Genomic DNA, 23,995 nt, shown 5'->3' on the forward strand with positions numbered 1-23,995 from the left:
ATAGCGCACTCTTGTGCGATAGAATACCGAGGGAGACTTCATGGCAAGAGTTGATTTCGTCAGCAATTCGCGGAACCAGAAATGGCTTGTGTTTTTCATGATATCGGGCAAGAGGCCCAAAGCTCAGGTGGCCTAACTTGGAGGAGCAGGCGGTGGACAAGCTGACCAAAAGAGAAGCCGCGATAAACCCGCCGATTCAGAAGACGGCACAGCGAACCGGTCTGATGACGGCATCTCCCGACTGGGTCAACGATGATGAAAGCGGCATAAACCCGCGCGATTACGTCAGTTCCCTGGCGCGTGGGCTTGAGGTGCTGCGTGCGTTCAACCGGACGCGCCGCAAGATGACGCTGTCCGAGGTCGCCGCAGAAACCAACAACACCCGCGCCGGCGCACGCCGGATCCTGCTGACCCTGGTACACGAAGGCTATGCGGTTGCGGACGGCAAACTGTTCGATCTGACACCACAGGTGCTGGAACTTGGCTATTCGGTGTTGTCGTCCAAAGGTGCTTGGGACATCGCGCGCCCCTTCATCGACCACCTGTCCGAAGAAATCCGCGAATCCTGTTCGGCGGCGGTGCTGGACAAGTTCGATGTGGTCTACGTCAGCGGTGCCCAGTATCATCGGGTGATCAGCGTCGGAATAACCGTAGGCGCGCGCTTTCCGGCCCACTGCACGGCAACCGGGCGCGTTCTGCTGGCGGCCCAGCCCAATGATATGTGGCCGGACCTGTTGCAAAGCATCCCGCTTACCCGGCTGACCGACCGCACCGTCACCGACCGCACCGAGTTTCGCAAGATACTGGAGGATGTGCGCAAGAAGGGTTGGTCGTTGGTCGACCAGGAGCTGGAAATAGGGCTGATGTCGATTGCCGTGCCACTGCGCAATTCGGCGGGCGGGATGGTGGGGGCAATCAACGTGGGCGTGCCCACAGTTCGGATGACGGCAGCCCAACTGCAAAGCGAGATCCTGCCCCGCCTGCTTCAAACGGCTGCCAGCATCTCCGAGGCGCTCAAGCGCTGAAGCGCACTGGGTCATACGGCACGATGTCGGTGGCCTGTGGCAGCCCCAGCGCCAATTGCGCAGCAGTCCGCCCACACAAGGGGCCCAGCGTGTAGCCCGCGTCGCCCGGCACGGCAAGGATCAGGTCTGGTGCCCGCGGAACCCGGCCAAGGATGGTCTTGCCATCGACGGTCGTGTTCATTCCTGCCCAGGTCCGCACCACGCGAAGCCCTGCAATCGCTGGCACAAGGCGCGCCGCAAGCGCGACATTGCCCAGCATCGACACAGCCAGAACCCCCGGCACCGCAGCCTCGCCCCGGTCCTGAGCAGGCCAGCCGCCCCCGATGACAATCTGCCCGGATTCGAACTGTTTCAGCGTGATCGAACGTTCCGCGTGCTGGATCAGGTGGTTGATCTGCCCTGCCCCGGCCTCGGTGATGTTCATGTGCAAGGGCTCTGCCCGGCTGGGAAGGTGCAACCCGAACCGACCAAGGAGGCTGCCGGTTCCCCAGGCAGTCGCCAGGATGATCTGCCGCGCCGAATGGGATGCGCCCCCGGCAACCGTCGCGCGACATGGGGTGTCGTGGTCAAGGGCGACGATACGGTCCGTCACGAACTGCACACCGAGCGCGACAGCGTGGGCCCGCAGACGTGCATTGGCGACAAGCGGGTTCAGCTTGCCCTCATCGCGGCACAACTCGGCCCCCACGATCTGCGGGCCAAGCCACGGCGCGATTCGGTCCAGCGCCGTCCGATCCAGGATTTCGACATCAAGGCCCCGCGCAGCCTCTCGCGCCGCCTTGTGTTCCAGAAAGCGCAGTTGGTCCTCCCCCTCCGCCAGCATCAGCCCACCCTTGCGGACAAGCTCGAACGGGCCGTGCAGCGCATCCAGACGCTCCCATTCGCGGACCGACTGAAGGTAGAGCGGCAGCGATGCTTCGACGTTGGGGGCCTGTTCGGGGTAAAGCCGGATGAACCGGCTTTGCAGTTGCACATGCAGGCTTCCAGCGTTTGCGTTCGAGCCCGCGTTCAGACCGGCGTCCACCACGATTGCTTGCGCGCCAGCCTCGGCCGCGGTGATGGCGGCGCAAAGTCCGGTTATGCCGCCACCGACGATCAAGAGATCAGGGCTGGCCATCCAGCGCCTCCTGCGCGGCAAGGATGGTGGCGATGCTGACTGGCTTGATCGGCACGCGCGGCGCGAAATGGCTATGGTCGTTGATCGGCTGGCCGGTCGTCTCGGCCACCAGGCGCGCGGCGGCGGCCCCGCAATAGCGGCCCTGACAGCGCCCCATGCCCACCCGCGTCAACCGTTTGAGCGTCCCGACATGGTCGGGGCCGTCCTTCAGCCCCGCCCTCACCTCGCCAAGCGTGATCTCTTCGCAGCGGCACAGGATGGTGTCATCCGGCGTGTTGGCAAGCGTGCGGGGCGCGGGCCGGTGCAACGACCAGAGCCGGGACTGAAACCGCCGATGCCGCGCCAGTTCGGAGTGAAGCCCGCCGATATCGCCAATCGGTCGATGCCCGGCAAGGGCCGCCGCGGCACGGCCCGCAATCTGCCCCTCGACAGCCGCAGCGGGCGCGCCGCCCATGCCTGCACAATCGCCCACCGCAAAGACGCCGGGAACGGTTGTTTCAAGCACGGAACTGCGGGTGCAGCGCAAGTGGCCGAACACGGGATCAAGCTGCATCCGGGCACCGAGCAGGCGCAGCGCCTCGTTCTGCGGCTCGAAGCCGTCGTTCATGCACAGCGCATCGACCACGACCTCGCTTTCGTGGCCGCGTTCGTCGCGGAACGTCGCGCGCAGGGCGTCGCCTTCGGGGTCCACCTTGACAAGCTCCAACCTGTTTTGCACCGGCACGCCGCGCCTGCGCAGCGCGGCAAGGAAGCGCGCGCCCTTGAGCGCGAGTTTCGGGTCCGCAACCACCAGCGCAAGCGCCGCGCCGGGGCGCGTGGTCAGGGCGGGCGCGGCCTCGGCCACAAGGGCGACGGTGGCACCGCCTTCGGCAAGTTCCAGCGCAACCTGCAAGTTCAGCGGTCCCGACCCGCAGACTGCGACCCGCTTGCCGGGCAGCGTGCGGTAGCTGCGCCACAACGTCTGTGCCGCGCCGGTTGTCATCACACCCGGCAGCGTCCAGCCGGGCACCATGTGCGGGCGTTCATAGGCGCCGGTCGCCACGATGACGCTGCGCGGTCGCGCGATGAGCGCACCTCCCTGATGTTCAGCCAGAAACAAGGGACCATCGAAGGCACCCCAGATTTCGACACCGCCGAGGACCTCGGCCCCCGACGCCCGCGCCTGTGAGATGAGTGCCGCACCCTCGGTCTGCTGGGCATCAAGCATCGGGGCGCCGCCCGACGGCTGCTTGAAATACTGCCCACCAGGCACCTTGCGCTCGTCCACCAAGACCACGCTGGCCCCGGCTTCGGCCGCCGCGATGGCCGCGTTCAGACCGCCCGCGCCGCCGCCGATCACAAGCACATCCGGTGCTATCTGCCGGGCGGCAGGCTTGGCCGGTGTTGCAGGCACGACTGCCAGCCGGGCAAGCGCCACCTGCGTCAGAACGGTTGCGCCCTCGGTTGCCAGGGTCACGCAGGCACGCTGATTAGGCGCGCCGTCAACAGTCACCAGACAATCCTGACAAACCCCCATGCCGCAAAACATGCCCCGGCTTGCGCCCTTGGCTGTCTGCCGAAATACCCTCTGGCCAGCCTCTGTCAGCGCGGCGGCAACCGATTGGCCGGGACGCGCCGTCAGCGAGCGTCCGTCAAACGAAAAGCGGATTGCTTCAGCTGTCATCCGCGTCCCTCGCCAGTTCATCACGCAGCGCGACCAGCCGCGCCACCGCCTGCGCACGCCACGCGGCACGCGCGGGCAAATCCTCCACCGCAATCACGCGGCGTCGTTCCGCATCTATCCGTGCAACCAGATCATCGGGCCACAGACAGCCGGTTTCGCCGCGTGCCTCGCCCATCGCCCGATAGGCCGGTCCCATCCGGGCGGCGTGGGCACGAATGCCACCGGGGGTGTTCAGTTCAGCCGTCTCGAACGGTCCCGACAGCGCCCAGCGCGGACCAAGCCCCAGCCTCATGACCGCATCCACCGCCGCCGCATCGACAACGCCTTCGCCAACCAGCCGATATGCCTCGCGCAGAACCGCACCTTGCAGACGGTTTAGCACAAAGCCGTCGATTTCATGGTTCAACACGACGGGGGTGAAACCGGCCGTCTCGAACAGGGCGGATGCCCGGGTCTGCGTCGCTACAAGCGTGGCCGGTGCTGGAACAATCTCGATCATGCGCAAGACCGCGGGCGGGTTGACCGGATGCGCCACAAGACAGCGCGCCTGATCTGCTGCGTCAGGCAGGATCCGCGACATGACGATCGCCGAGGACGCGGTGGCCAGAACCGCATCGGCGGGCGCATCAGACAGAAGACGGGCAAAGATTGCCTGCTTGACGGCAAGGTCTTCCGGCCCCGCCTCGATCACCAAAGCGGCAGACCGAACTTGCGCTGTCGCGTCGGGCAGAACATCGATCTGCCCCGCCCCGCCTCGCCGCAAGCCGGCAAGGGCAATCGCATCGACCTGCGTCGCAATCCCGGTCGACGCCGCGTCGCGCCGGGCGGCGTCAGGGTCCGCCAACGTCACGTCAAAGCCGGCATCCGCAAAACTCGCCGCAAACGACAGCCCGATAGACCCGGCGCCCAGGATCACGACATTCAAGCCCGGCAACATCGCGCCATCAACCTTTTCCTTGATTTCGTTCACATGGCGCACAATTGTGCGCTTATTGACTGGATAGCCGCAAAGAGGACACCACGCAACATGACACTTGGAACAGACCTAAGTGGTCGCACGGCGGTTGTCACGGGCGGGATCTCGGGCCTGGGGCGCGCCATTGCTGAGCGGCTGGCGCTGGCCGGGGCGACCATCACCGTGGTGGACACAGTCGATGCCCTTGCCCGTTCCGTCTTGCCGGAGGGCTGGACATCCTTTGCGGCGGATCTTGGCTCTTTGGACAGCATGTCGCACCTGCGCAGCTTGGCGGACAGTCTGGGCAGCGTGGATATCGTCATCGCCAATGCCGGGCTTGTGCCGCCTTGGCGCGGGGTCGCCGCGCTGGACGCTGCGGAATGGCAGCGCGTGATGGCGGTCAACGTCTGGGGTGTCGCCGCCACGCTGGGCGCTTTTGCCGGGGCATTGGCCCGAACCGGGCGCGGCAGTGCCGTGGTCATGGCCTCGATCAACGGTTATCGCGCACATCCGTCCCAGATGCTGTACACCGCGTCAAAACACGCGGTCATCGGGGTCATGCGCTCGGCCGCGCTGGAATTGGGCGCAGCGGGTACCCGTGTCAACGCCCTTGCGCCCGGCCCCATCGCGACCGAAGCACTGGTTGCACGGATCGCCACGCGCCACGCGGCAGGCGGCCCCGAGGTGGAGGCCGCCCTTGCAGGCATGGCCGCCGACACCGCATTGAAGCGGATGGTCACACCGGCACAGGTCGCCGCGACAGCGCATTGGCTGTCATCGGACGCCTCAGCCGGAATCACCGGCATCGTGGTCCCGGTTGAGGCGGGTTTGCCTTAACCCAGCGGCTTCCAGCCATGCTGGGCAAGAATGGCGTGGCTGGCGCGGATGTCCTCGTCCGGGTTTGCTCCGGGCGCCAGCGCGTCGGTGATGATCTCCAGCACCGTGGCGCCGCTATATCCGATGTCTGCCAGCGCTTGCGCCGCCGGGGCGGGCTGGACGATGCCGGTTCCCAGCCGTTCATGTTTGAAATCGCCATAGCCCGAGTCCGAGATGTGGACGTTCTTCACAAGGCCACCCAGCATGCGGATGGCAGCCGCCGGATCTTCCTTGATGAATGCCGAATTGCACACGTCGAAATTGACGCCAATCGACGGGTCGATGAGCGCGGCGGTATCCTTCATGTCCTTTGCCGTCGGCAGGAAGGTGAAGGGCACGTTTTCCAGCAGCAATTCGACCCCAGTCCCCTTGGCATGGGCTACAAGCTGTTTCATGCCCTCAACGAACCACTCCAGCATCCAGGCGACAGGAGGGTTGATCAGGCTGTTCACCGGCCCAGGAATCGCCACGACATATGGGCACTTCCACTCCGCCGCCATATCGATCGCCTCGCGGTAGCGATCGAGAGTGTAGTCGCGCATCAGCCGGTCAACACCGTTGGGGTTGTTGTCGAGCAGGGGATAGCAAAACGAGGTGATCGCACCGCCTTCGCCGTCCAGCCAGCTTGCATATTCGCGCCGTTGCGCCGTTGAGAGTTCGCGAGGCCAGCAATGCGGCGGAAAAATCATCATTTCAAAGCGATCGTAGCCAAGACTGCGCAGATGCTTCAGTGCATCCAACCCGTCGTGCGAGTAAAGGAAGGGAAATGTGCTTGCCGCGACAGTCAGTCGACTCATTCCGGTGGTCCTTTTTGCTTGTCAGAGTGTGGCCAATATGGTCCATATGCGCACAAAAGTTACTATAACGCACGACTTTGCATCTTCAACCCGCAATTTCCCCATCCTCAGGAATCGCCATGGCAAGTGCTCTGTTTTCACCACTGACCTTGCGGGGGGTGACCTTTACCAACCGTATTACCGTGGCACCGATGTGTCAGTACTCTGCAATCGACGGTGTACCTGGCAACTGGCATCTTGTTCATCTGGGACAGTTTGCACAGTCCGGCCCGGGGTTGATCATCGTCGAGGCGACGGGGGTGGAACCGCAAGGACGCATTACGCCCGGCTGCACAGGGCTTTATTCCGATGCGTGCGAGGCGGGATTTGCCCGTGTTATCGCGTTCGCGCGGTCCGTAGGAAGCAGCGCGCTTGGCCTGCAACTGGGGCATGCCGGAAGAAAGGGCAGCACACTCGCGCCTTGGAAAGGTGGCGGCATGGTGACAGATGCCGCGCAGGCTTGGCAGACTGAAGCCCCGTCTGCGGTGCCCTATCTTCCGGGCTGGGCCGCCCCGAGCGCGCTAGATTCCGCCGGTATGGCGCGCATAACGGCAGCTTTCGTGCAGGCGACCAAGCGTGCCGCGCGCCTTGGGTTCGATCTGGTCGAGTTGCATGCGGCGCATGGCTATCTGCTGCATCAGTTCCTGTCGCCGATCACGAACCATCGGACCGACGCTTACGGCGGTTCGCTGGAAAATCGCATGCGCTTTCCCCTGGAGGTTTTCGCCGCAATCCGTGCCGCCTTTCCAGCCGACAAGCCGGTGACAATCCGGATTTCCGCCACCGACTGGATAGAGGGGGGATGGGATCTGCCCCAATCCATCGTTTTCTGCCGAGCCTTGCGCGCAGTGGGCTGCGACATGATCCATGTGTCCAGTGGTGGGCTGGACCAGCGGCAGGCGATCGTCACCGGCCCCGGCTACCAGGTCGATTTTTGCGCCGCCATCCGGCAAGAGGCAGAAATCCCGACGATGGCTGTGGGGCAGATCACCGAACCCATGCAGGCCGAAACAATCCTGCGCAGCGGACAGGCCGACATGGTCGCGCTGGCACGGGGCATGTTGTGGGATCCGCGCTGGCCTTGGCGCGCGGCGGTGGCGCTGGGTGAAGACATCGCCCTGCCCTCACCCTATGCGAGGGCCAATCCCGCCCTGCGCGCAAAACCCTTTGTGACCCGCAAGGAAGGAAAATCTTGATGGCCGATCTCGAAGGAAAGACCGTAATCGTGACCGGTGCCTCGAAGGGGATCGGGGCCTGCACCGCCGAGGCGATGGTGGCCGCCGGTGCCACCGTTATCGCCCATTACGGCGCCGACCGCGCCGGGGCGGAGGCTGCGGTCAGGGCTGCGCGTCCGGGCATGGCCCACCTAGTGAAGGCCGATTTCGCTGATATGGCGCAAGTTGACGCCTTCTGGGATCAGGCACTGCAGATCAGCGGGCGGGTCGACGTGTTGGTGAACAACGCCGGCATCATGCGCCAGACCGGTGGCATCTCCGACCCGATCGAAGACTGGGACCGCGTCTGGGCCGAGGCGATGACAGTCAACGTCCTCGCCCCGGCCCGGCTGATGCGCCACGCCGTGCGCAGCTGGCTTGCGGCCGGCACCCCCGGCAGCATCATCGGCATCGGGTCGTGGGTGTCGACACGGGGGTCATCGAACCCCGGGGCCATCGCCTATGCGGCCTCCAAGGCGGCAATCGTGGCCGCGACGAAGACCGTGGCGCGCGCCCATGCGGCGCAGGGAATTCTGGCCTATGTCATCGCCCCCGGCGTCGTACGGACCCGGATGTCCGAGGAATCTGCTGCACGCACCGGGGGCGAGGCGGCTGTCACCGCCAGCCTGCCGATGGGTGAATGGGTGCCACCAGAGGAGGTCGCCGATCTTGCGGTCTACCTTGCCCGGGGCCGTGCGCGCCACATGACCGGCGGCACCATCGACATCAACGGTGCGGCCTACATCAGATGAGGCCGCACCGGGGATCTTTATTCCGCTGCGGCCCGCCGCCCCTCGATCCGGTCGACCACGGCATCGAGTTCGGCCATCAGCGGCACCATCTGCGCCACGCGGGCGCGCCCCTCCCCGCCCAGCGAGGCGAAGGTGGTGATCGGCGCGCGCACGTCGCCGACCGGATAGCCGGCCGCTGCCGCCAGCGCCTTGGAATAGCACTGGTGGCCATAGAGCGGATGCCCGGCGGTGATGATGGTGTCGAACTTCTTGATGATGCTCTGCACTGCCCAGACATCATCCCAGCGCCCCTGCTCGGCCCATTCGACGAACTTGACCGAGGCGCGGGGAATGTAGTTGCCGTAGGGGTTCACATAGCCCTTGGCCCCCATCTTGTAGCTTTCCAGCACCCGCTGGCCGGCCCACACGTTCATGACGCCGTCCGTCGCAACGATGATGTCATGCACCCGCGCGGTGTCCTGCGACGCCTCCTTGATGTAGCGGATCTGCGGAAAGGCCGCGGTCAACCGCGCCACCAGCGCCGCCGACATGTCGACGTTGGAGGTGAACGGGTTGTTGTACAGCATGATCGGCAGATCCATCGCCTCGCAGATCGCCTTGTAATAGTTGAAGATCTCGTCGTCCGTGGGGGTGTAGTAATAGGGCGGGATGATCATCAGACCGTCCGCCCCGAGATCTTGCGCCTGCCGCGAATAGCGCACCGCATTCGGGGTGTAGGCGTTCATCGTGCCAACCATGACCGGAATCCGGCCACGGATATGCTTCACCGTCGCTTCGACAAAGGCGCCGCGTTCGTCGTCGGTAAGCGTCAGAAACTCGCCCGTGGTGCCAAGGATGATGATACCCGGCACGCCGGATTCAAGCTGCCAGTCAAGAAACCGCGCCCACGCGGGATAGTCGATGGCCTTGCCGCCTTCGGTGAACGGCGTGACGGTGACGGTGTAGCTTCCCGAAAAGGTCTTTTGCATGGGTCGTTCCTTTGCTGCCGCCCGGATGTTCAGGCCAGGGCTGGTGTAGAATGATGAAAACAGATGTGCTCGTGATCGGGGGCGGCTTGGCCGGGACGGCCACCGCATACTATCTGGCGCAGGCCGGTGCGGATGTGCTTCTGGTCGAGGCGCGTGATCTCAACACCCAGGCGTCCGGCGCCAATGCCGGGTCGATCCATCTGCAATTGCAGCACCCTGAATTCGTAGCCTACGGCCCGGAATGGGCGCGCAACTATGGCCCCACGCTGCGGTTGCTGCAGGCCTCGCTGGAAATGTGGCAGGGGCTGAGTGCGGAACTTGGGGTCGACCTGGATGTGCGCCTGACCGGCGGCGTTCTCGTCGCCACGACAGAAGCGCAAATGCGCGCGATCGAGGCGAAGGCAGACATCGAACGCGGCTTTGGCGTGCCGATCGACATACTTGACCGCACGGCCTTGCGCCGACTGGCCCCCTATCTCACCGAGGATGCGATCGGCGGCGGCTTCTGCCCGAACGAAGGAAAGGCGAACCCGCTGAAGGCGACGCCCGCGTATGCGGCCGCCGCCCGCGCCCTCGGGGCGACGCTGCTGACCGACACGACCGTCACCGGAATCGAGGCCGTGCCGGGTGGATATCTGGTGACGACCCCGCGTGGCCCTATCCGCGCCGGGCGCGTGGTCAATGCAGCGGGCGCTGCCGCCGCCGATGTGGCAATGATGCTGGGCCTGCCGATCGGCTTGCAAGGGTCGCCACTGCAGGTAACCGTCACCGAACCCATCGCGCCGCTGATCCCGCATCTGGTCTATTCCGCCGCCGGAAAGCTTTCGGCCAAACAGGCGCTGAACGGCAGTTGTCTGATCGGCGGAGGATGGGCTGCAGGACGGCGCACCGATGGCAGTCTGGTGATCAACCCGGCCAACCTGACCGGCAACATGGCGCGAGCCGCCGCCGTGATCCCCGCGTTGGCCCAAGCCCGCGCAGTGCGCAGTTGGACTGCGGTTGTGAACGGCACCAAGGACTGGCGTCCCATAATTGGCGAAGCTCCGGGTCTCCCGGGATTCTATCTTTCGCTGTTCCCGTGGATGGGATTTTCCGCAGGCCCGATGACTGCTAGGTTGACCGCCGATCTGGTGCTCGGGCGCCCGCCGCTCCTGTCGTTGAAGAGTATCTCTTCGCTGGCGGACTGATCCTTGCATCGCATCAGGCCGCGCCACGTTCAGCTGCGACATCACCCGCACGTTTGCGAAGAAACGCGCGCCAGGTCATCGCCCATAGCGCGGGGTCTTCGAACGCCGCACCCTTGACCTGCGCAATGGCCTGATTGTGCGGCGCAGTACGCACAAGTTCAGGCGTTTCACGCGCTTCCTTGGCGATCTGGGCCACCACGGCGATCCAGTGGTCGATATCTTCCTTCGACCACAACTCGCCCGCCTCGGGAGTGAAGGGTTCGGGCACGATCCATGGCTCATGGCTCATCCACCACGGATCAATCCCGTAGTCGGCCATGCGGTTGGCAAAATCCACGGTACCGATGCCGGTTTCGGCGGTTAGCGGTGCGAGCGACCAGCGCGTCATCTCCATCCGGCGGGATTTGATGTCGGGGTGCGAAATCGCAAGCCCCGGAATCTGGCTCAGTTTCAGGTCCATGTAGTTGTTGGCAACGACCGAGATGTCGGAGGCAAGGTTGATCCCGTCCGCCCCCATGGACCGCGCCCAGGCGTAGGCTTTGACGACCTGAGGCACGTTCCCCCAGAATTCGCGGATCTTGCCCGCCGATTTGGGCCGGTCGGCATCCAGCACATATTTCCCGCCCCGGTGCGCCACAACCGGCGTCGGCAGATACGGGGCAAGGTCCGCCGAACAGCCGTAGGCCCCCACAGCCGGGCCGCCACCGCCTTTGGGCGCGCCAAAGGTCTTGTGCAGCATGAACATGCAGGCGTCGAACCCAAGCTCCCGCGCGCAAAGCTTTCCCATCACGCCGTTGAAATTAGCATGGTCATAGAAACACAGCGCGCCCGCCTCCTTGGCGACGCGGACCCATTCCTTGATCTCGGGATTGTAGATGCCCATGTCGTCGGGGTTGTTGATCATCACCAGCGCGGTTTTCGGCCCGACCGCAGCGTTCAGCGCCTCAAGCGAAGGATAGCCGTTCTCCTCCAGCGGCAGGTTGACCACGGTAAAGCCCGCCGCCGCCGCCGTTGCCGGATTGCACGGGTGCGCCTGGATCGATGTCACCATTTCGGTCCGCTCGCCCAGCATCCCCCGGTCGGCCCAGTAGGCCCGCGCCACGGCGGTCATGGTGTAGGCGGCGTCGGCCCCGCCCCCGGCCTGAAAGATGAACTGGTCCATGCCGGACAATTCACGCAGGATGCCGTCGAAATCGTGCATGATTTCAAGCACGCCCTGCAAGGTGTCGGGGTGCTGATAGGGGTGCACCTCGGCCAGTTCGGGACGCAGGGTCGCGGCCTCGGCGGTCTTGGAATTGTATTTCATCGTGCAGGTGCCGAACAGGCTGACGCCCATCATGCCAAGGGTCATCTGCGACAGGTGCAGATAATGCCGCTGCGCCTCGAATTCGGTGATTTCGGGCAAAGCCGGGCGGTCTTTGCGCGCCATGGCCGCCGGGATCAGATCATCGCCCACGACTGCGGCCACTTCGGCCTCGGGTGCCGAAAACAACTGCCCGCGCGAGCCGGGTCGGCCCATTGCCATGACCACGGGTTCATCCCAGCGCGCAGAGTGATATTGCGGCAATCCGGTCATTTGCAGATCTCCCCGACTGCGTCCGCAAGTCTGCGGATATCGGCGGCGCTGTGCACCTCGGTCACGCAGAACAGCGCCGCTTGGCCAAGGCCGAACCCCTCGTCCGAGATATCCTTTCCGCCAAAGATGCCGCGCGCGCGCAGGGCATCGTTGATCTCGGTCACGGTCTTGCCGGTGCCGTCAAAGGTGACCACAAATTCCTTGAACGTCGTGCCGAACGGCACCCGCACACCCGGCACGGCGGCCAGCAAACCAGCCGCATATCGCGCGCGCGACACGATCAGGGTGCCAAGCTCGCGAAACCCCTCGGGCCCCAGCAGGCTCATGTAGACCGCCCCCGCAATCGCCCAGAGATATGTCGAATTTCCCGTCCAGTCCTTGCCGTTTTCGCGCATGCCGTAGGAATTCTGATGCGCGCAGGCCAGCCCGAACCCGAACTGCCCGTCTTGCCGGGTTTCCGCGATGGACACCAGAAAACCGTTGTATTCCCGGACATACCGCTCCTCGTCGCGCGACGCGATGAAGCCGCCGACCCCGCCGCCGCAATGCATGTGTACGCCAAGGGGCTGCGTGGGCCCGACCACGATATCCGCGCCATAATCGCCCGGCGCCATGATCACGCCAAGGCTGACAGGATCGACGCCCACGATGGTTTCCGCACCGGCCGCCCGCGCTAGCCGTGCGATGTCGGCAGCCCCGGTCTCGATCGTGCCAAGATAGGCCGGGTTCTCGAAGTATACCGCTGCCACATCCGGCCCCAGTTTGGCGCGCAGGTCGTTCAGGTCCAGCCGCCCGGTAACCGGATCGGCGGCCACAAGCACCACTTCGATGTGGTTTGCCATTGCGGTCGGCCGGCAATACGTGCGGATCACCGACAGGCGTTCGGGGTCACTGAACGCGGGCACCAGAACGCGGCTGCGCCCGGTGATCCGGGCGGCCATGCGGACCGCGTGACCTATGGCACAGCCCCAGGAATAGACCGGCAGCTGCACCACATCGAGGTTCAGAAGCGCGCCAAGCTGGCTGGAAAATTCGAACCATGCCTGATTGCGCCCGTGGTCGGACTGGTACGACCCCCAGACGTTGGTGGCAAACTCGGTGCGCCCCACAATCTCGTCCACCACGGCAGGCACATGGTGCTGCCAGCAGCCAGCGCCAAGAAAGCTCAGGTAATCTTCGCAGCTCTGGTTCTTGCGCAGCTTGCTCACCAGCTCGCGCTTCAGCTCCAGTTCCGAACTCAGTGCGGGCGGTAGGTTCAGCGGGGCCTTGCGCAGATGGTCCTGCGGGATTTGCTGAAACACCTCTGCGACCGAAGATGCGCCGATTTCGGCAAGCATCGCCTCAAGAACGCCGGGTGCCGAGTTTGCCATCCATGGATGTGCCCGTTGTTCGACAGCCATTCCGGTTTGCTCCGCAGTTTGCTTGGAATCTCAACTTCAGCACAAAAGTTTGCATATCGCACAAAGATGTTCAACTTATTCCGATGCGCATCATCGTGAATCTCGCCGCGCCAGTCTGAACCCGCAAGAATCCGGCAAGCTCGGCGTCCAGTTCCGCGTCGCCGGTATCCACCCAAAGGTGCGGGCTGGACAGGGCCGCAAGCTTGTCTTCAGTTGCCAGAACGCACAGCCCTTCCCGCCCGGCGCGACGCACAATCGCGGGACTGATCTGCTGATTGCCGCGTCCCAGCACAAAGCCCTGCTGGCCCGTCACCCCCAGCACCAGCCGCACAGGGCCATCCCCTGCCAGCCGCAGCAATTCTGCGCCGTCAGCATCGCGGGCGACACGCTGCCCGTTGCGAAACGCATCCACGCCCAACAGCGTCGGTACCGCACCCAGCGCGCGGCTCACCGCTCCCGCGCTGGTCCCCGGGCCGACGACATGCAGCACATCGTCCGGCATCGCCTGCGCCACCTCGGCGGCGGCGGCGGCAAGCGCGGCCGCACTGTCTCGGCGTAGCCCACCCTTGGCGGCCTGCATCATCGTACGGGCGATCGGCACTCGCGCCAGCCCGTAAAGCCGCGGCGCGATGTGACCCGCGCGCAACGCCGCCTCGTCGATGTCCATCACCTCGGCCTCATCCGTCCAGCCGACCCGCTCCGGCGCTCCGACCAGATCAGCCAGCAGATGACCCGCGCGCTCCGGCGATACCGCAAAGACGCCCGAATGCATCTTTACACCGCACGGGATGCCCAACATCGCGCCACCCTTCGTAAGGCTGGCCAGCACATCGCGCGCCGTGCCGTCCCCACCGGCAAAGGCCACCAGATCAACCGCACCCATCGCTGCGACAGCCATCTTCGTATCGCGGGCGGTTCCTGTAAGCGGGGGCATTTCCAGAACCACAACGCGCAACGCCAGACCCAGCACCCAATCCGCCCCCAGGGTGCCGGGGGCAGCCATGATCTCTGCTCCAGGGTGCATCCGTGCCAGTTGGGCCAGTGCACGGGCTGTCCGCGCGCCCGCCTGCGGTACCGCGCCACGACGCAGCGCCTCCGCCACGGTGCCCGGCCCATCCGTGCCCTTCAACCCCGCAGACCCGCCCAACCCAGCCACAGGGTTGACAATCAAGCCGATCCGAAGCGGCCTTGCCCGGCGTTCCGCTGTCGCCATGTAGGTCATCGCCTCCGTGCTTGCGCCATCCCAAGGGCAGAACGCCCGCTTCTGCGCAGACTTGCCGACAAGAGCGAATTGAAAGTACCGCGACACCTGATCGTCAAGGCAAATCACATGCCGCAGGGACGGCCGTACCGAAGCGCGGCCCGCCAGTCCTTGACAGATGCCCACTTAGATGAACCCATAGTCCTGTGAACACTTGTGCGCCAGGCGCATTACACAGGCGGATCTTCGGGTCAGGGACAAGACGATGGACCAAGGCGCTGCCATCCAAATGTTGCTGAACCGCGTCGCGATAACCGATCTGATCCACGCCTACTGTTTTCACTTTGACCGGAACGAACCCGCTGCGGTTGCCGCACTTTTCAGCGCCGATGCGGTTGTCGATTACGGCCCCGAAGTGCCAGATCTGATCGGTGCCCAGGCAATCAGCGCAGCCATAGCGTCCGGCCTGACCAAGACCTTCGCCGCTACCAGCCATCACGTGTCGAATGTGACCATCACCTTCGACACACCCGATCAGGCCCACAGCATATGCTATCTCTATGCCTGGCACCGCTATCACAACGGCGCGCCGGACGGGGAGTTGTGGGGGCAGTATCACCACAGGTTCGCGCGCGAGCCAGACGGCTGGCGGATCTCGTCGCTGGTTCTCAAGGCCGCCGGATCACAGGATTTCCACCGCGCCACCATGCACCCGATCGGGCGCAGATGAAGCGGCGTGTCTTTTATCCGACCCAATGCACCGCTGCCGCCAGACGGACCAGCAGGCCACCCCAATCGCAAGGACAGCACCATGGCCACCGAACCTGAAACCACTACCCTGACGCATGGGTTGCCGCTTCGCCGGCTGATCACCGGTCTGTGGCAGATGGCCGATCAGGAACGCGACGGCCGTCCGTTCGATCTGGATGCCGCAGCCGCAGCGCTGACTGAATATGCTCGCGCTGGCTTTGACACCTTCGACATGGCCGACCACTACGGCAGCGCCGAAATCGTGGCCGGCATGGTTCATCGCGCCATGCGAAATGCAGGAGAAAAGCCCCCGACAATCCTGACGAAATGGTGCCCCCCACCGGGTACAATGACGATGGATGTTGCCCGCGCGGGCGTGGAGACGTCGCTCAGGCGACTGAACCTCGATACCGTCGATATCCTGCAATTCCATTGGTGGCGCTACGAGTCGCCGGAATATCTGGATGCGCTGATGCATCTGATGCGGCTTCGCGAGGAAGGGCTGATCCGCGAAATCGGTTTGACCAATTTCGATGCTGCCCACCTGCGCATGGTGATCCGCTACGGCATCGACATCGCTACCAATCAGGTCTGTTTTTCGCTGCTGGACCGGCGTGCGGCCAACGCCCTATCGGAGGTTGCAATGGCCGAAGGGGTCGGGCTGCTGGCTTTTGGCACGCTGTGCGGTGGCTATCTGTCGGATCGCTGGGTCGACCGGCCGGAACCCGACGACATCGCCGACTGGAGCCGGATGAAATACAAGCGATTCATCGACGCAGCGGGCGGCTGGGGTGCATTTCAGGCCCTGATGGCCACGCTTGCCCCCATTGCCCGCAAGCACGGCGTTTCGGTCTCGAACCTCGCATCGCGCTGGGTGTTGGATCACCCCGCCGTCGCAGGTACCATCATTGGCGCGCGGCTGGGCGAGGGCGAGCATCGGGCAGACAATCTGCGTGTCTTCGACCTACACCTTGATGCCGAGGACCGCGCCGCCATCGCGGCCGCAACCGCGGGCCTGACCCCGATTCCGGGCGATTGCGGCGATGAATACCGCAAGCCCCCGTTCCTGACCGCCTCAGGCGACCTGAGCCACCACCTTGATGCGCTGCCGCCGGTCTTCCCGGTGTCTGCGCAGCCTGCCCGCCCGGCACGGTCGCGCGCCAGCAGCGGGTCGGTCTGGGAGGCCAAGGCCGGTTTCAGCCGGGCGGTGCGGGTAGGCGACCGGATCCTGATCAGTGGCACGACTGCCACCGACGCGACCGGTGAGCCAGTCTGCCCCGGTGATGCCGAGGGGCAGACCGTCTATATCCTGGACAAGATCATTGCCGCCGCTGGGTCGCTCGGGGCCAGACCTGAGGACATCGTGCGAACCCGGATATACTTGAGCAATGCCGACGATTGGCAATGCGTGTCTGCGGTGCATGCACGCTATTTCGCCGATGTCCGGCCCGCCAACACTCTGGTTGCCGTTGCCTCCCTGATCGGACCTTACGCGGTGGAGATCGAGGCAGAAGCCGTGGTTGAACCCGACGCATGATGCCCCAGTGCAAGCCACGATTTGCTCCGACAACAGCCCGGAATGCAAAACTGCTTTCACGAAAGTCGTGATGGCGATTGACAGGACGAAAATTCTACAGGACGCTGACTACGCACAAATGTTCGTTTTGCGCACAACGCCAGAGAGAACTCGAACCAACCGAGCCAAGACAACAATCAGCTGCCCCTGATCCGGGAGCTCAATGGGAGAGGACAATCCATGTTCAGAAGAACCCTGCTCACGAGTATTGCCGCACTTGCGCTTGCAGCATCTGCCGCATCGGCCGTTCAGGCCCGAAGCCTTGATGACATTCTGACCGCCGGCACGATCCGCATCGGCATCAACCCGAACTTCCCCAACATGAGCGTGCGCAACGACGCAGGTGAATGGGAGGGTTTCGACATCGAAATCGGCAAGGCGCTCGCTGCAGCAATCGGCGTTGAAGTCGAATGGGTGCCAACCGAAACGCCGCAGCGCGTGCCTTTCCTGGTTTCCGACCGTATCGACATTTCACTGGGCGCGCTGACCCGCAACGCAGAACGGGCCAAGTTGATCGACTTTACCGTGCCCCTGCACACCGAAGTACTGGCGGTCCTGACCACCGAATCGCTCGAAGGCAATGACTGGAAGGAACTGAACCGCGACGGCGTCACGCTTGCCAACATGCGTGGAAACTGGACGGTCGACTGGACGGCGGAAAACATGCCGGCGGTGAAGGTCGAACTCGTCGACACCATGGCCGACACGGTACGTCTGGTCGCACAGGGCCGTGCCGATGCAATCGTCGAGAACATCGACTTTTTCATGGCTTTCACCAAGAACTACCCGGACGTGAAGTGGCGCGTGCTGCCCGATCCGATCGACGTGGCCTATTGCGCGATCGGTGTCAGCCAAGGCAACGAGAACCTTGCCGAAGTGCTGAACATTGCGCTTTTCAATCTGCATTCCTCGGGCACCGTCAATGCCCTGTGGGAGCAGTACTACGGCGCTCCGATGTTGCGTAAAGTCGAGCCAACCCCGTACTTCTGACGTACATCAATAAAGGCACCCGTGGCCGAAAGGCGGCGGGTGCCGTTGCGTCAGGGATCAAATGGACTACACATTTCAGTACGGCATCGTTTGGGAAAACCTCGGCGCTCTGCTTCAGGGCGCACTTCTGACCTTCCAGCTCGGAACGCTGGCCTTCTCGGGCGGGGCTCTGATAGGCCTGCTGTGCGCTGCGATAGTCGCCTATGGCCCATTCATCTTGCGGCTACCGGTTCACATCTATGTCGTGGCGGTCACCAACACGCCTGCCCTGATCCAGATCTACTTCCTCTATTACGGGCTGCCCGAATTTGGCATCCGGTGGTCTAGCGAGGCCTGTCTCATGATCGGCCTGATCCTGAACGCAGGCGCCTATCTGACGCTGATCATGCGCGCGGGGTTTCTGTCTGTGCGCCGGACCGAACTGGAGGCCGGGCAGGTACTGGGCATGTCGATCCTCCAGCAGATCCGTTACATCGTGGTGCCACATATCGCAAAATCGATCTATCCCGCGCTGGCAAACTTCTTCGTCGTGATCCTGGTCATGGGCACCTCGATCGGCGCCCTCGTCGGTGTCGACGAGTTGACGGGCCAGGCGATCAACCTGTCGTCGGTGAACTATCGCTGGCTGGAGTATTTCACCGTTGTGGCCGTGATGTACGTCGTCCTCACCTTTGTCGCCAGCATCGGCCTGGCGCTGTTTGGCCGCTGGGCGTTTCGCGTCCGAGCGAGGATTTTCTGATGGACCGCCTGTTGGAACAGATTCCACGCTTCTTTACCGCAACCAACATGTCGATGCTGGCCGAAGCGGCCTTCATGACCCTGTCGATGACGCTTGTCGGCTGTCTGATCGGGTTCGGGCTCGCCTTCGTATTGGTGTACCTTCGGCAGACGCCAGGGTTATGGGCACTGCCGCTGCGGATCGTCTGCGTGACCTATGTGGAATTCTTCCGGCGTATCCCATTTCTTGTGATCGTCTATCTGGTGTTGTTCTTCATCCAGACGCTTACCCCCAATGCCTCGCTATTCACCATCGCGGTGATCGCTATCTGCCTTTATGCAGTGGCCTATACGGCCGACATCATCCGGGGCGGGCTTGAATCGGTGCCACATACCCAGGTCGAGGCTGCAACGGCGATGAACTTCTCGCGGTTTCAGACCACCTTCATGGTGGTTCTGCCCCAAGCATGGCCGGTCATCATCCCGCCGGCCATCGCCTTTGCGGTGTCTTTCATCAAGGACACCGCCCTTGTAAGCCAGATCGGCGTTTTCGAACTGACATTCCGCGCCAAAGAGCTGAACAATCAGGGCTATTCAGGTGCGCTGGTCTTTGGGACCATCGCGCTTTGCTACTTCATCCTTTCCTTCCCACTTACGCTTCTGGGGCAATATCTGGAGAAACGACTTGCCACACCTCGCGGTCAACGAAGTGCGCGCAAAGTACGGCGCGCATGAAGTCCTTCGCGGCATCAACCTCACCATCGAGAAGGGCGAGATTGCTGCACTGATCGGCCCCTCCGGGTCGGGCAAATCCACGGTGCTGCGTGCGCTGGTCGGTCTGACGCCTATCACCTCTGGCGGTGTGGATATCGCCGGCCAAAGCATCAACTACAAAAGTGCTGCCGCCGTGCGCGGGGCGCGCGACCGGATGGCAATCGTGTTCCAGCAGTACAACCTGTTCCAGAACATGACCGTCATGCGCAACGTCACCCTCGCTCCGACCAAGATAAAGGGACGCGCCAAGGGCGAGGTCGAGGCCGAAGCCGCGCGGTTGCTGGACCTTGTTGGCTTGGCCCACAAGCACGACGCCTATCCCGACCAGTTGTCGGGGGGCCAACAGCAGCGAGTTGCGATTGCCCGCGCGCTTGCCCTCAAGCCGCAGATCTTGCTGCTGGACGAGGTGACGTCAGCCCTGGACCCAGAACTGGTGACCGAAGTGCTGGACACAATCCGCAGGCTTGCTTCCGAAGGCATGACGATGATCATCGTCAGCCACGAAATGGCCTTCGTGCGCGAGGTTGCAAACAAGGTGGTCTTCATGGACTCCGGCGAAATCATCGAAACCGGCTCGCCGAAGGAGATGTTTGACAACCCCAAAACCGAACGGGCCCGCGATTTCTTCGGCAAGATTCTGCGGCACTGATCCGTGACGACCCGGCCCTGCCGGACCCACGTCGCAACCATTCGATCGACGATGCAGGGTGAAAAATGACATCTTTGAACGACGCGACCTCAGACCAGCGGACCGCCATCGTTACCGGGGCCGCCTCGGGGATCGGCCGCGCCATCGCACAGCGCTTCGCCACAGAGGGCATGGCGGTGGTTTGTGCTGATCTGAACGCGGCAGGCGCGGTCAAGCTGGCCGCGGACCTGAGCGCCGCTGGCCACCGTGCACTCGGGATTGCCGTCGAGGTGACGGACGAGGCGTCCGTTGCGGCCATGGCCGCGCGGGCGCTCGAGTGGACCGGAAGGATCGACACCGCCGTCGCCAATGCAGGGGTGATGGTAGAGGGAGACATCCTGTCGATCTCGCTGGCCGAATGGAACCGGGCCCTGCAGATCAACGCGACCGGGGCATTTCTGACCGCCCGCGCCGTTCTGCCGCATCTGCTGGCCAGCCCGGCCGGAACTCTGGTTTTCACCGCCTCGACCGTGGGTCTGGTGGGCATGAAGGGAACTGCAGCCTACTCGGCCTCGAAAGGCGCGGTCGTGGCGCTGACCCGTCAGCTTGCGGCGGATTTCGCATCGCGCGGAGTTCGGGTGAACGCCGTGGCGCCCGGTGCGATCCGCACGCCACTTTCTGAATCGCAGTTTCGTGCCCGCGCTGCGGATGACGCCGAATTCGAGAGCTTGTTGCAACAGGTGATCGGTCGCTATCCGATTTCCCGCTGGGGGACCCCCAAGGAAATCGCAGAGATCGTACTGTTTCTCGCCTCGGACCGGTCGTCTTGGATGACGGGGCAGATCATCCCTGTCGATGGCGGTCTGCTGGAGTTGCGCTGAACGGCAAGGCTGCTGGAAGGGGGATTCCAAGATGTCGAACGATGCGTTCACTGCCCAAGGGTCCCGGCCGACCTGCGTGGATCGCCACGAAATCGAGGATGTGCTGACCGACTATTGCCACCACTTGGACCGCATGGACTTGTCGGCACTAGCGGGCTTGTTCACACACGATTGCGTCGTGATCTACGGCCCTGAGCCGCACCTGACGGCCTGTGGCCGTGCCGCGCTCGCGGCCTCTTTGGCTCGGATGTGGCGCTGGAAGCGCACGGCGCATCATCTGTCCAACCTTCGCATTTGCGCCCTCACCTCCGATGCCGCCCGCGCCGAAAGCTATGTCCTCGCATGGCACGAGCGGCCCGATGGCCAGACGGCCACGCTCTACGGTCGCTATCTGGACCTGCTGACCCGAACGCCCGACGGATGGCGCATCCAGGAACGCCGCATGGACATGAACGGCGCGGATCAGGGGTTCCGGGTGGCCATTCCGCAGGCCATACGGGCCGCACCGCCCCCAGGTTGGCGGCCGCCCGAGGGCATCGACGGCGCGCCTCCTGACCAAGATCGCCCAGCCGCAATCTGACGTGCTGCCTCAACCCAGCCGAGTGCGCCGCTGTTGCTGAAACAGGGTTGGCTGACCCACCAACCTCCACCTGATCTGCGCTTTTGCCGGCTACCAAAGCCAAGGTGAGAAATTCGCAAGGTGGACTTGCACGGGACTTCGGAAGTACTGCACTTGGCATGACGGCAAAGAGTGTGGAAATCGGCATGAACGGTCAGTCAATCATCGCAAGGACCGCCGCTCCCTTGCGGCAGCAGGTCGTCCGGGCAATTCGCGAGGACATCCTCAATGGCGTCCTCGTTCCCGGCCAGCGCCTGATCGAGAGCGGGTTGTGTGCGACTTACGGCGTATCGCGGACCGTGATCCGAGAAGCCTTGCGGCAGCTGGAGACGGAGCATCTGATCCGTGTCGTTCCGGCTCAGGGTCCCATCGTGGCCGTTCTGAGCGAAACCGAGATCAAGGCCATCTATGTGGTGCGGGCTGCCCTGGAGGGTCTTGCCGGCCGTCTCTTTGCCGCCAATGCAGACCAGGCCGTCATCCGGAAGATGCTTCACCTGCGCAAGCGACTTATTCCAGACTACCGCGACGGATCGGTCCAAAGCCGCGAGGACTTCAAGGCCGCATTCTACGCCGTGCTGCTCGAAGGCGGCGGCAACCCGGCGTTGGCCGATGTTCTTGGGGGCATTCACGCGCGCATCGCGATCTTCCGGCGTTTTGCGTTTGTGGATGATGATCGGGTGCGGCTTTCGTCCGAAGAACTCGACCGGATCATTTCGGCCTGTGCCATCCAACGCGATCCCGATGCGGCCTTCGCCGCCTGCGAAAGCCACATCCGGGTTGCGGCCAGTCTCGCCCTGATCGAATACGAACGCCGCGCGCCGGGGTTTCGCGGCGCCTAGGTCCGTCCAAGCTCCGCCAGAAGCTCTGCCGTGGTCACCTGTCGGCAATACCCCCTGATCGCGCTCAAGGATGCGGTTTGCCGCGCTTCACCAAAGGTAGCGCAGGCATCCGTAACCTGCGTGACCAGGTAACCTATATCGCAGGCATCGCGGATCGCGCTCTCGACGCACTGGTCGGTCAGCACGCCGGACAGGATCAGTTGCTGCACGCCGAGGTTGCGCAAGATATAGTCGATGTTGGTCGAGATGAAGACGGACGAAGACGACTTGGGTAGGACGATTTCATCCTCACCCGGCGAGATCGCATCAATCACCTTTCCGTCCCACGACCCTTTCGGCACGTTGAACCCGGTGATCTTGTAATCGAGGCTTCTTTCACGACCATCCTTCGTCAAGCTTTCGATCGTGGTGTAAAGCACCTCGATCCCGGCGCTTCGGCAGGCTGCCTGAACGGCCTGCATGTTCGGCAGGACATTCGCGTTGAAATGCGCCAGAAAACTTGTCTTCTTCGCTGCAAGCTCTTCGTCGGACATGTCCTTCCATTCCGCGCCGTCCGGGTGGCAGGAAAAATTCTGGACATCGATGAAAAGCATGGCGGCACGTTCGGGAACAATCGCGATGTTGCGGGACGTGGTCGACAAAAAGAGGCTGCTCAAGGTCATTCTCCGGTTTGTGAAAGTGCATCCGCCAGCACCTGGGCCATGCGGTTGACGCCGAGCGGCGTCGCAAGATGATCGTTGCGTACTTCCACAAGAACATGGGGAAGTCCCCTCGGCTCGGCATGCACGGGGATCGTGTAGTCCGACGCATCCTCGATGCGATAGGGTTCGTTGATCCCCAGGGGCAGCGCTTCAGCCCGCGACGAAAGGCGCCGGGCCATCTGCTCGGCCAGCGGGTTGGCCTGCCGAAACAGCAAGCCGATCGGCCACGGTCGACGGGCCGGATCGCTGTGCCTTTGCGGATCGTAGCTATGGATCGAAATCAATCCTCGGCGGTTTGCCATGTCGCAGAGGTCCGCAAGACGCGCATGGAAGGGCACATGGATCGCCTCCCATCGCGCATCAAGCGCGGCCTCAGTCAGCTTGGCATTGCCGGGGATCACAGTCCCGTCGCTGACCAAGGCCGCGATATCAGCCGCGCCGCGCGGCCGGTTGCAGTCGACGACAAGCCGGCTGTAGGGCTGAATGATCAGGTCTGCATCCATCATGCGTGCAAGCACGCGCGCCAGTGCCGCCGCGCCGGGGTCCCAGCCGATGTGACGGGTAAGGTCGCGCGTCTCAAGACCGAGAAACCCCAATGCGCGCGGCACCGCATGGCCCCCATGTTCGACGCTGAACAGCCAACCGCCCCCCCCATGCGTCAGCGCGAAGGGGGCCGGATCTTCCGACGAAAGCAGTCCGGTATGGTCTTGGAATCGCGGTTGCATCAGGCGACATTTCTCCGCACGATGA

The 23,995-nt window shown here is 63.6% G+C and carries 24 protein-coding genes; 14 read left to right on the top strand and 10 right to left on the bottom strand.

Going from position 1 to position 23,995, the window contains the following annotated elements; all coding sequences use genetic code 11:
- Positions 1 to 224 precede the first annotated feature (224 nt).
- Positions 225 to 1,025: an IclR family transcriptional regulator domain-containing protein gene (locus ACROUL_RS14835; RefSeq protein WP_431300231.1), complete on the top strand. Its 801-nt coding sequence runs from the start codon at positions 225 to 227 to the stop codon at positions 1,023 to 1,025.
- On the opposite strand, the gene ACROUL_RS14840 is transcribed toward ACROUL_RS14835, so the two are convergent.
- The 3 genes from ACROUL_RS14840 to ACROUL_RS14850 are packed head-to-tail and all read right to left on the bottom strand — an operon-like array spanning position 1,015 to position 4,784.
- Positions 1,015 to 2,142, bottom strand: coding sequence for an NAD(P)/FAD-dependent oxidoreductase (locus ACROUL_RS14840; protein WP_431300232.1), 1,128 nt, complete (start codon positions 2,140 to 2,142; stop codon positions 1,015 to 1,017). The genes ACROUL_RS14835 and ACROUL_RS14840 overlap by 11 nt on opposite strands.
- The gene (locus tag ACROUL_RS14845; RefSeq protein ID WP_431300233.1) at positions 2,129 to 3,805 is read right to left on the bottom strand and encodes a 2Fe-2S iron-sulfur cluster-binding protein; all 1,677 of its coding nucleotides are present in this window, start codon (positions 3,803 to 3,805) and stop codon (positions 2,129 to 2,131) included. The genes ACROUL_RS14840 and ACROUL_RS14845 overlap by 14 nt, the downstream gene beginning before the upstream one ends.
- Entirely contained in the window at positions 3,795 to 4,784 is a 990-nt protein-coding gene (locus tag ACROUL_RS14850; protein WP_431300234.1) for a 3-hydroxyacyl-CoA dehydrogenase NAD-binding domain-containing protein, read from the bottom strand. Before ACROUL_RS14850 ends, ACROUL_RS14845 begins: the two co-directional genes overlap by 11 nt.
- A gap of 48 nt (positions 4,785 to 4,832) precedes the next feature.
- On the opposite strand from ACROUL_RS14850, the gene ACROUL_RS14855 reads away from it, so the two are divergent.
- Positions 4,833 to 5,597: an SDR family NAD(P)-dependent oxidoreductase gene (locus ACROUL_RS14855; RefSeq protein ID WP_431300235.1), complete on the top strand. Its 765-nt coding sequence runs from the start codon at positions 4,833 to 4,835 to the stop codon at positions 5,595 to 5,597.
- On the opposite strand, the gene ACROUL_RS14860 is transcribed toward ACROUL_RS14855, so the two are convergent.
- Positions 5,594 to 6,433: a sugar phosphate isomerase/epimerase family protein gene (locus ACROUL_RS14860; protein ID WP_431300236.1), complete on the bottom strand. Its 840-nt coding sequence runs from the start codon at positions 6,431 to 6,433 to the stop codon at positions 5,594 to 5,596. The two genes, ACROUL_RS14855 and ACROUL_RS14860, sit on opposite strands and share 4 nt — an antisense overlap.
- Before the next feature lie 119 nt (positions 6,434 to 6,552).
- On the opposite strand from ACROUL_RS14860, the gene ACROUL_RS14865 reads away from it, so the two are divergent.
- Together ACROUL_RS14865 and ACROUL_RS14870 are read left to right on the top strand one after the other, a co-directional pair.
- Positions 6,553 to 7,668 carry an NADH:flavin oxidoreductase/NADH oxidase gene (locus ACROUL_RS14865; protein ID WP_431300237.1) on the top strand — a complete coding sequence of 372 codons (1,116 nt, stop codon included), beginning with the start codon at positions 6,553 to 6,555 and terminating at the stop codon, positions 7,666 to 7,668.
- Positions 7,668 to 8,438: an SDR family NAD(P)-dependent oxidoreductase gene (locus ACROUL_RS14870; protein WP_431300238.1), complete on the top strand. Its 771-nt coding sequence runs from the start codon at positions 7,668 to 7,670 to the stop codon at positions 8,436 to 8,438. The genes ACROUL_RS14865 and ACROUL_RS14870 overlap by 1 nt, the downstream gene beginning before the upstream one ends.
- Positions 8,439 to 8,455: 17 nt before the next feature.
- Here ACROUL_RS14870 and ACROUL_RS14875 read toward each other — a convergent pair whose 3' ends face one another.
- On the bottom strand, positions 8,456 to 9,406 hold the full coding sequence (locus ACROUL_RS14875; RefSeq protein WP_431300239.1) for a dihydrodipicolinate synthase family protein: 951 nt from the start codon (positions 9,404 to 9,406) through the stop codon (positions 8,456 to 8,458).
- Between the two features lie 50 nt (positions 9,407 to 9,456).
- Here ACROUL_RS14875 and ACROUL_RS14880 point away from each other — a divergent pair, with 50 nt between their 5' ends.
- Entirely contained in the window at positions 9,457 to 10,593 is a 1,137-nt protein-coding gene (locus ACROUL_RS14880) for an NAD(P)/FAD-dependent oxidoreductase (RefSeq protein ID WP_431300240.1), read from the top strand.
- Between the two features lie 13 nt (positions 10,594 to 10,606).
- On the opposite strand, the gene gcvPB is transcribed toward ACROUL_RS14880, so the two are convergent.
- From gcvPB to ACROUL_RS14895, 3 genes are all read right to left on the bottom strand, one after another.
- The gene (gcvPB, locus tag ACROUL_RS14885; RefSeq protein WP_431300241.1) at positions 10,607 to 12,169 is read right to left on the bottom strand and encodes an aminomethyl-transferring glycine dehydrogenase subunit GcvPB; all 1,563 of its coding nucleotides are present in this window, start codon (positions 12,167 to 12,169) and stop codon (positions 10,607 to 10,609) included.
- Positions 12,166 to 13,539 (bottom strand): aminomethyl-transferring glycine dehydrogenase subunit GcvPA, encoded by a 1,374-nt coding sequence (gene gcvPA / locus ACROUL_RS14890; RefSeq protein WP_431300242.1) that lies wholly within the window; start codon positions 13,537 to 13,539, stop codon positions 12,166 to 12,168. Before gcvPA ends, gcvPB begins: the two co-directional genes overlap by 4 nt.
- Before the next feature lie 100 nt (positions 13,540 to 13,639).
- Positions 13,640 to 14,791 (bottom strand): ATP-NAD kinase family protein, encoded by a 1,152-nt coding sequence (locus tag ACROUL_RS14895; RefSeq protein ID WP_431300243.1) that lies wholly within the window; start codon positions 14,789 to 14,791, stop codon positions 13,640 to 13,642.
- Positions 14,792 to 15,035: 244 nt separating this feature from the next.
- On the opposite strand from ACROUL_RS14895, the gene ACROUL_RS14900 reads away from it, so the two are divergent.
- From ACROUL_RS14900 to ACROUL_RS14940, 9 genes are all read left to right on the top strand, one after another.
- The gene (locus ACROUL_RS14900) at positions 15,036 to 15,500 is read left to right on the top strand and encodes a nuclear transport factor 2 family protein (RefSeq protein WP_431300244.1); all 465 of its coding nucleotides are present in this window, start codon (positions 15,036 to 15,038) and stop codon (positions 15,498 to 15,500) included.
- An 81-nt stretch (positions 15,501 to 15,581) separates the two neighbouring features.
- The gene (locus ACROUL_RS14905; protein WP_431300245.1) at positions 15,582 to 17,057 is read left to right on the top strand and encodes an aldo/keto reductase; all 1,476 of its coding nucleotides are present in this window, start codon (positions 15,582 to 15,584) and stop codon (positions 17,055 to 17,057) included.
- A 219-nt stretch (positions 17,058 to 17,276) separates the two neighbouring features.
- Positions 17,277 to 18,086, top strand: coding sequence for a transporter substrate-binding domain-containing protein (locus ACROUL_RS14910; RefSeq protein WP_431300246.1), 810 nt, complete (start codon positions 17,277 to 17,279; stop codon positions 18,084 to 18,086).
- 61 nt (positions 18,087 to 18,147) lie between these two features.
- Positions 18,148 to 18,825, top strand: a complete 678-nt coding sequence (locus tag ACROUL_RS14915) for an amino acid ABC transporter permease (RefSeq protein ID WP_431300247.1) — start codon at positions 18,148 to 18,150, stop codon at positions 18,823 to 18,825.
- Positions 18,825 to 19,538, top strand: a complete 714-nt coding sequence (locus ACROUL_RS14920) for an amino acid ABC transporter permease (protein ID WP_431300248.1) — start codon at positions 18,825 to 18,827, stop codon at positions 19,536 to 19,538. Before ACROUL_RS14915 ends, ACROUL_RS14920 begins: the two co-directional genes overlap by 1 nt.
- Positions 19,489 to 20,226, top strand: coding sequence for an amino acid ABC transporter ATP-binding protein (locus tag ACROUL_RS14925; protein WP_431300249.1), 738 nt, complete (start codon positions 19,489 to 19,491; stop codon positions 20,224 to 20,226). Before ACROUL_RS14920 ends, ACROUL_RS14925 begins: the two co-directional genes overlap by 50 nt.
- Before the next feature lie 65 nt (positions 20,227 to 20,291).
- The gene (locus tag ACROUL_RS14930) at positions 20,292 to 21,086 is read left to right on the top strand and encodes an SDR family NAD(P)-dependent oxidoreductase (protein WP_431300250.1); all 795 of its coding nucleotides are present in this window, start codon (positions 20,292 to 20,294) and stop codon (positions 21,084 to 21,086) included.
- Between the two features lie 31 nt (positions 21,087 to 21,117).
- A complete protein-coding gene (locus tag ACROUL_RS14935) occupies positions 21,118 to 21,666 on the top strand; it encodes a nuclear transport factor 2 family protein (RefSeq protein WP_431300251.1) in 549 nt (182 codons plus the stop codon).
- 185 nt (positions 21,667 to 21,851) lie between these two features.
- Positions 21,852 to 22,544: a GntR family transcriptional regulator gene (locus ACROUL_RS14940; protein WP_431300252.1), complete on the top strand. Its 693-nt coding sequence runs from the start codon at positions 21,852 to 21,854 to the stop codon at positions 22,542 to 22,544.
- Here the strand turns inward: ACROUL_RS14940 and ACROUL_RS14945 are convergent.
- Together ACROUL_RS14945 and ACROUL_RS14950 are read right to left on the bottom strand one after the other, a co-directional pair.
- The gene (locus ACROUL_RS14945; protein WP_431301318.1) at positions 22,541 to 23,137 is read right to left on the bottom strand and encodes an isochorismatase family cysteine hydrolase; all 597 of its coding nucleotides are present in this window, start codon (positions 23,135 to 23,137) and stop codon (positions 22,541 to 22,543) included. The genes ACROUL_RS14940 and ACROUL_RS14945 overlap by 4 nt on opposite strands.
- Before the next feature lie 65 nt (positions 23,138 to 23,202).
- Entirely contained in the window at positions 23,203 to 23,970 is a 768-nt protein-coding gene (locus ACROUL_RS14950; protein ID WP_431300253.1) for an N-formylglutamate amidohydrolase, read from the bottom strand.
- Between the last annotated feature and the right edge of the window lie 25 nt (positions 23,971 to 23,995).

Origin of the sequence: Tabrizicola sp. BL-A-41-H6 (assembly GCF_050632395.1) — a bacterium.
Classification (GTDB): domain Bacteria; phylum Pseudomonadota; class Alphaproteobacteria; order Rhodobacterales; family Rhodobacteraceae; genus JAUYQR01.

Bases quoted from the DNA above. Each gene is read 5' to 3' on its own strand.
- ACROUL_RS14845 (WP_431300233.1), bottom strand. From the start codon at position 3,805: ATGACAGCTGAAGCAATCCGCTTTTCGTTTGACGGACGCTCGCTGACG.
- ACROUL_RS14900 (WP_431300244.1), top strand. From the start codon at position 15,036: ATGGACCAAGGCGCTGCCATCCAAATGTTGCTGAACCGCGTCGCGATA.
- ACROUL_RS14920 (WP_431300248.1), top strand. From the start codon at position 18,825: ATGGACCGCCTGTTGGAACAGATTCCACGCTTCTTTACCGCAACCAAC.
- ACROUL_RS14950 (WP_431300253.1), bottom strand. From the start codon at position 23,970: ATGCAACCGCGATTCCAAGACCATACCGGACTGCTTTCGTCGGAAGAT.
- ACROUL_RS14905 (WP_431300245.1), top strand. From the start codon at position 15,582: ATGGCCACCGAACCTGAAACCACTACCCTGACGCATGGGTTGCCGCTT.
- ACROUL_RS14855 (WP_431300235.1), top strand. From the start codon at position 4,833: ATGACACTTGGAACAGACCTAAGTGGTCGCACGGCGGTTGTCACGGGC.
- ACROUL_RS14935 (WP_431300251.1), top strand. From the start codon at position 21,118: ATGTCGAACGATGCGTTCACTGCCCAAGGGTCCCGGCCGACCTGCGTG.
- ACROUL_RS14945 (WP_431301318.1), bottom strand. From the start codon at position 23,137: ATGCTTTTCATCGATGTCCAGAATTTTTCCTGCCACCCGGACGGCGCG.
- ACROUL_RS14865 (WP_431300237.1), top strand. From the start codon at position 6,553: ATGGCAAGTGCTCTGTTTTCACCACTGACCTTGCGGGGGGTGACCTTT.
- ACROUL_RS14870 (WP_431300238.1), top strand. From the start codon at position 7,668: ATGGCCGATCTCGAAGGAAAGACCGTAATCGTGACCGGTGCCTCGAAG.
- ACROUL_RS14860 (WP_431300236.1), bottom strand. From the start codon at position 6,433: ATGAGTCGACTGACTGTCGCGGCAAGCACATTTCCCTTCCTTTACTCG.
- ACROUL_RS14875 (WP_431300239.1), bottom strand. From the start codon at position 9,406: ATGCAAAAGACCTTTTCGGGAAGCTACACCGTCACCGTCACGCCGTTC.
- ACROUL_RS14895 (WP_431300243.1), bottom strand. From the start codon at position 14,791: ATGACCTACATGGCGACAGCGGAACGCCGGGCAAGGCCGCTTCGGATC.
- ACROUL_RS14930 (WP_431300250.1), top strand. From the start codon at position 20,292: ATGACATCTTTGAACGACGCGACCTCAGACCAGCGGACCGCCATCGTT.
- ACROUL_RS14915 (WP_431300247.1), top strand. From the start codon at position 18,148: ATGGACTACACATTTCAGTACGGCATCGTTTGGGAAAACCTCGGCGCT.
- ACROUL_RS14910 (WP_431300246.1), top strand. From the start codon at position 17,277: ATGTTCAGAAGAACCCTGCTCACGAGTATTGCCGCACTTGCGCTTGCA.
- ACROUL_RS14880 (WP_431300240.1), top strand. From the start codon at position 9,457: ATGATGAAAACAGATGTGCTCGTGATCGGGGGCGGCTTGGCCGGGACG.
- ACROUL_RS14840 (WP_431300232.1), bottom strand. From the start codon at position 2,142: ATGGCCAGCCCTGATCTCTTGATCGTCGGTGGCGGCATAACCGGACTT.
- gcvPA (WP_431300242.1), bottom strand. From the start codon at position 13,539: ATGGCAAACTCGGCACCCGGCGTTCTTGAGGCGATGCTTGCCGAAATC.
- gcvPB (WP_431300241.1), bottom strand. From the start codon at position 12,169: ATGACCGGATTGCCGCAATATCACTCTGCGCGCTGGGATGAACCCGTG.
- ACROUL_RS14835 (WP_431300231.1), top strand. From the start codon at position 225: ATGACGGCATCTCCCGACTGGGTCAACGATGATGAAAGCGGCATAAAC.
- ACROUL_RS14940 (WP_431300252.1), top strand. From the start codon at position 21,852: ATGAACGGTCAGTCAATCATCGCAAGGACCGCCGCTCCCTTGCGGCAG.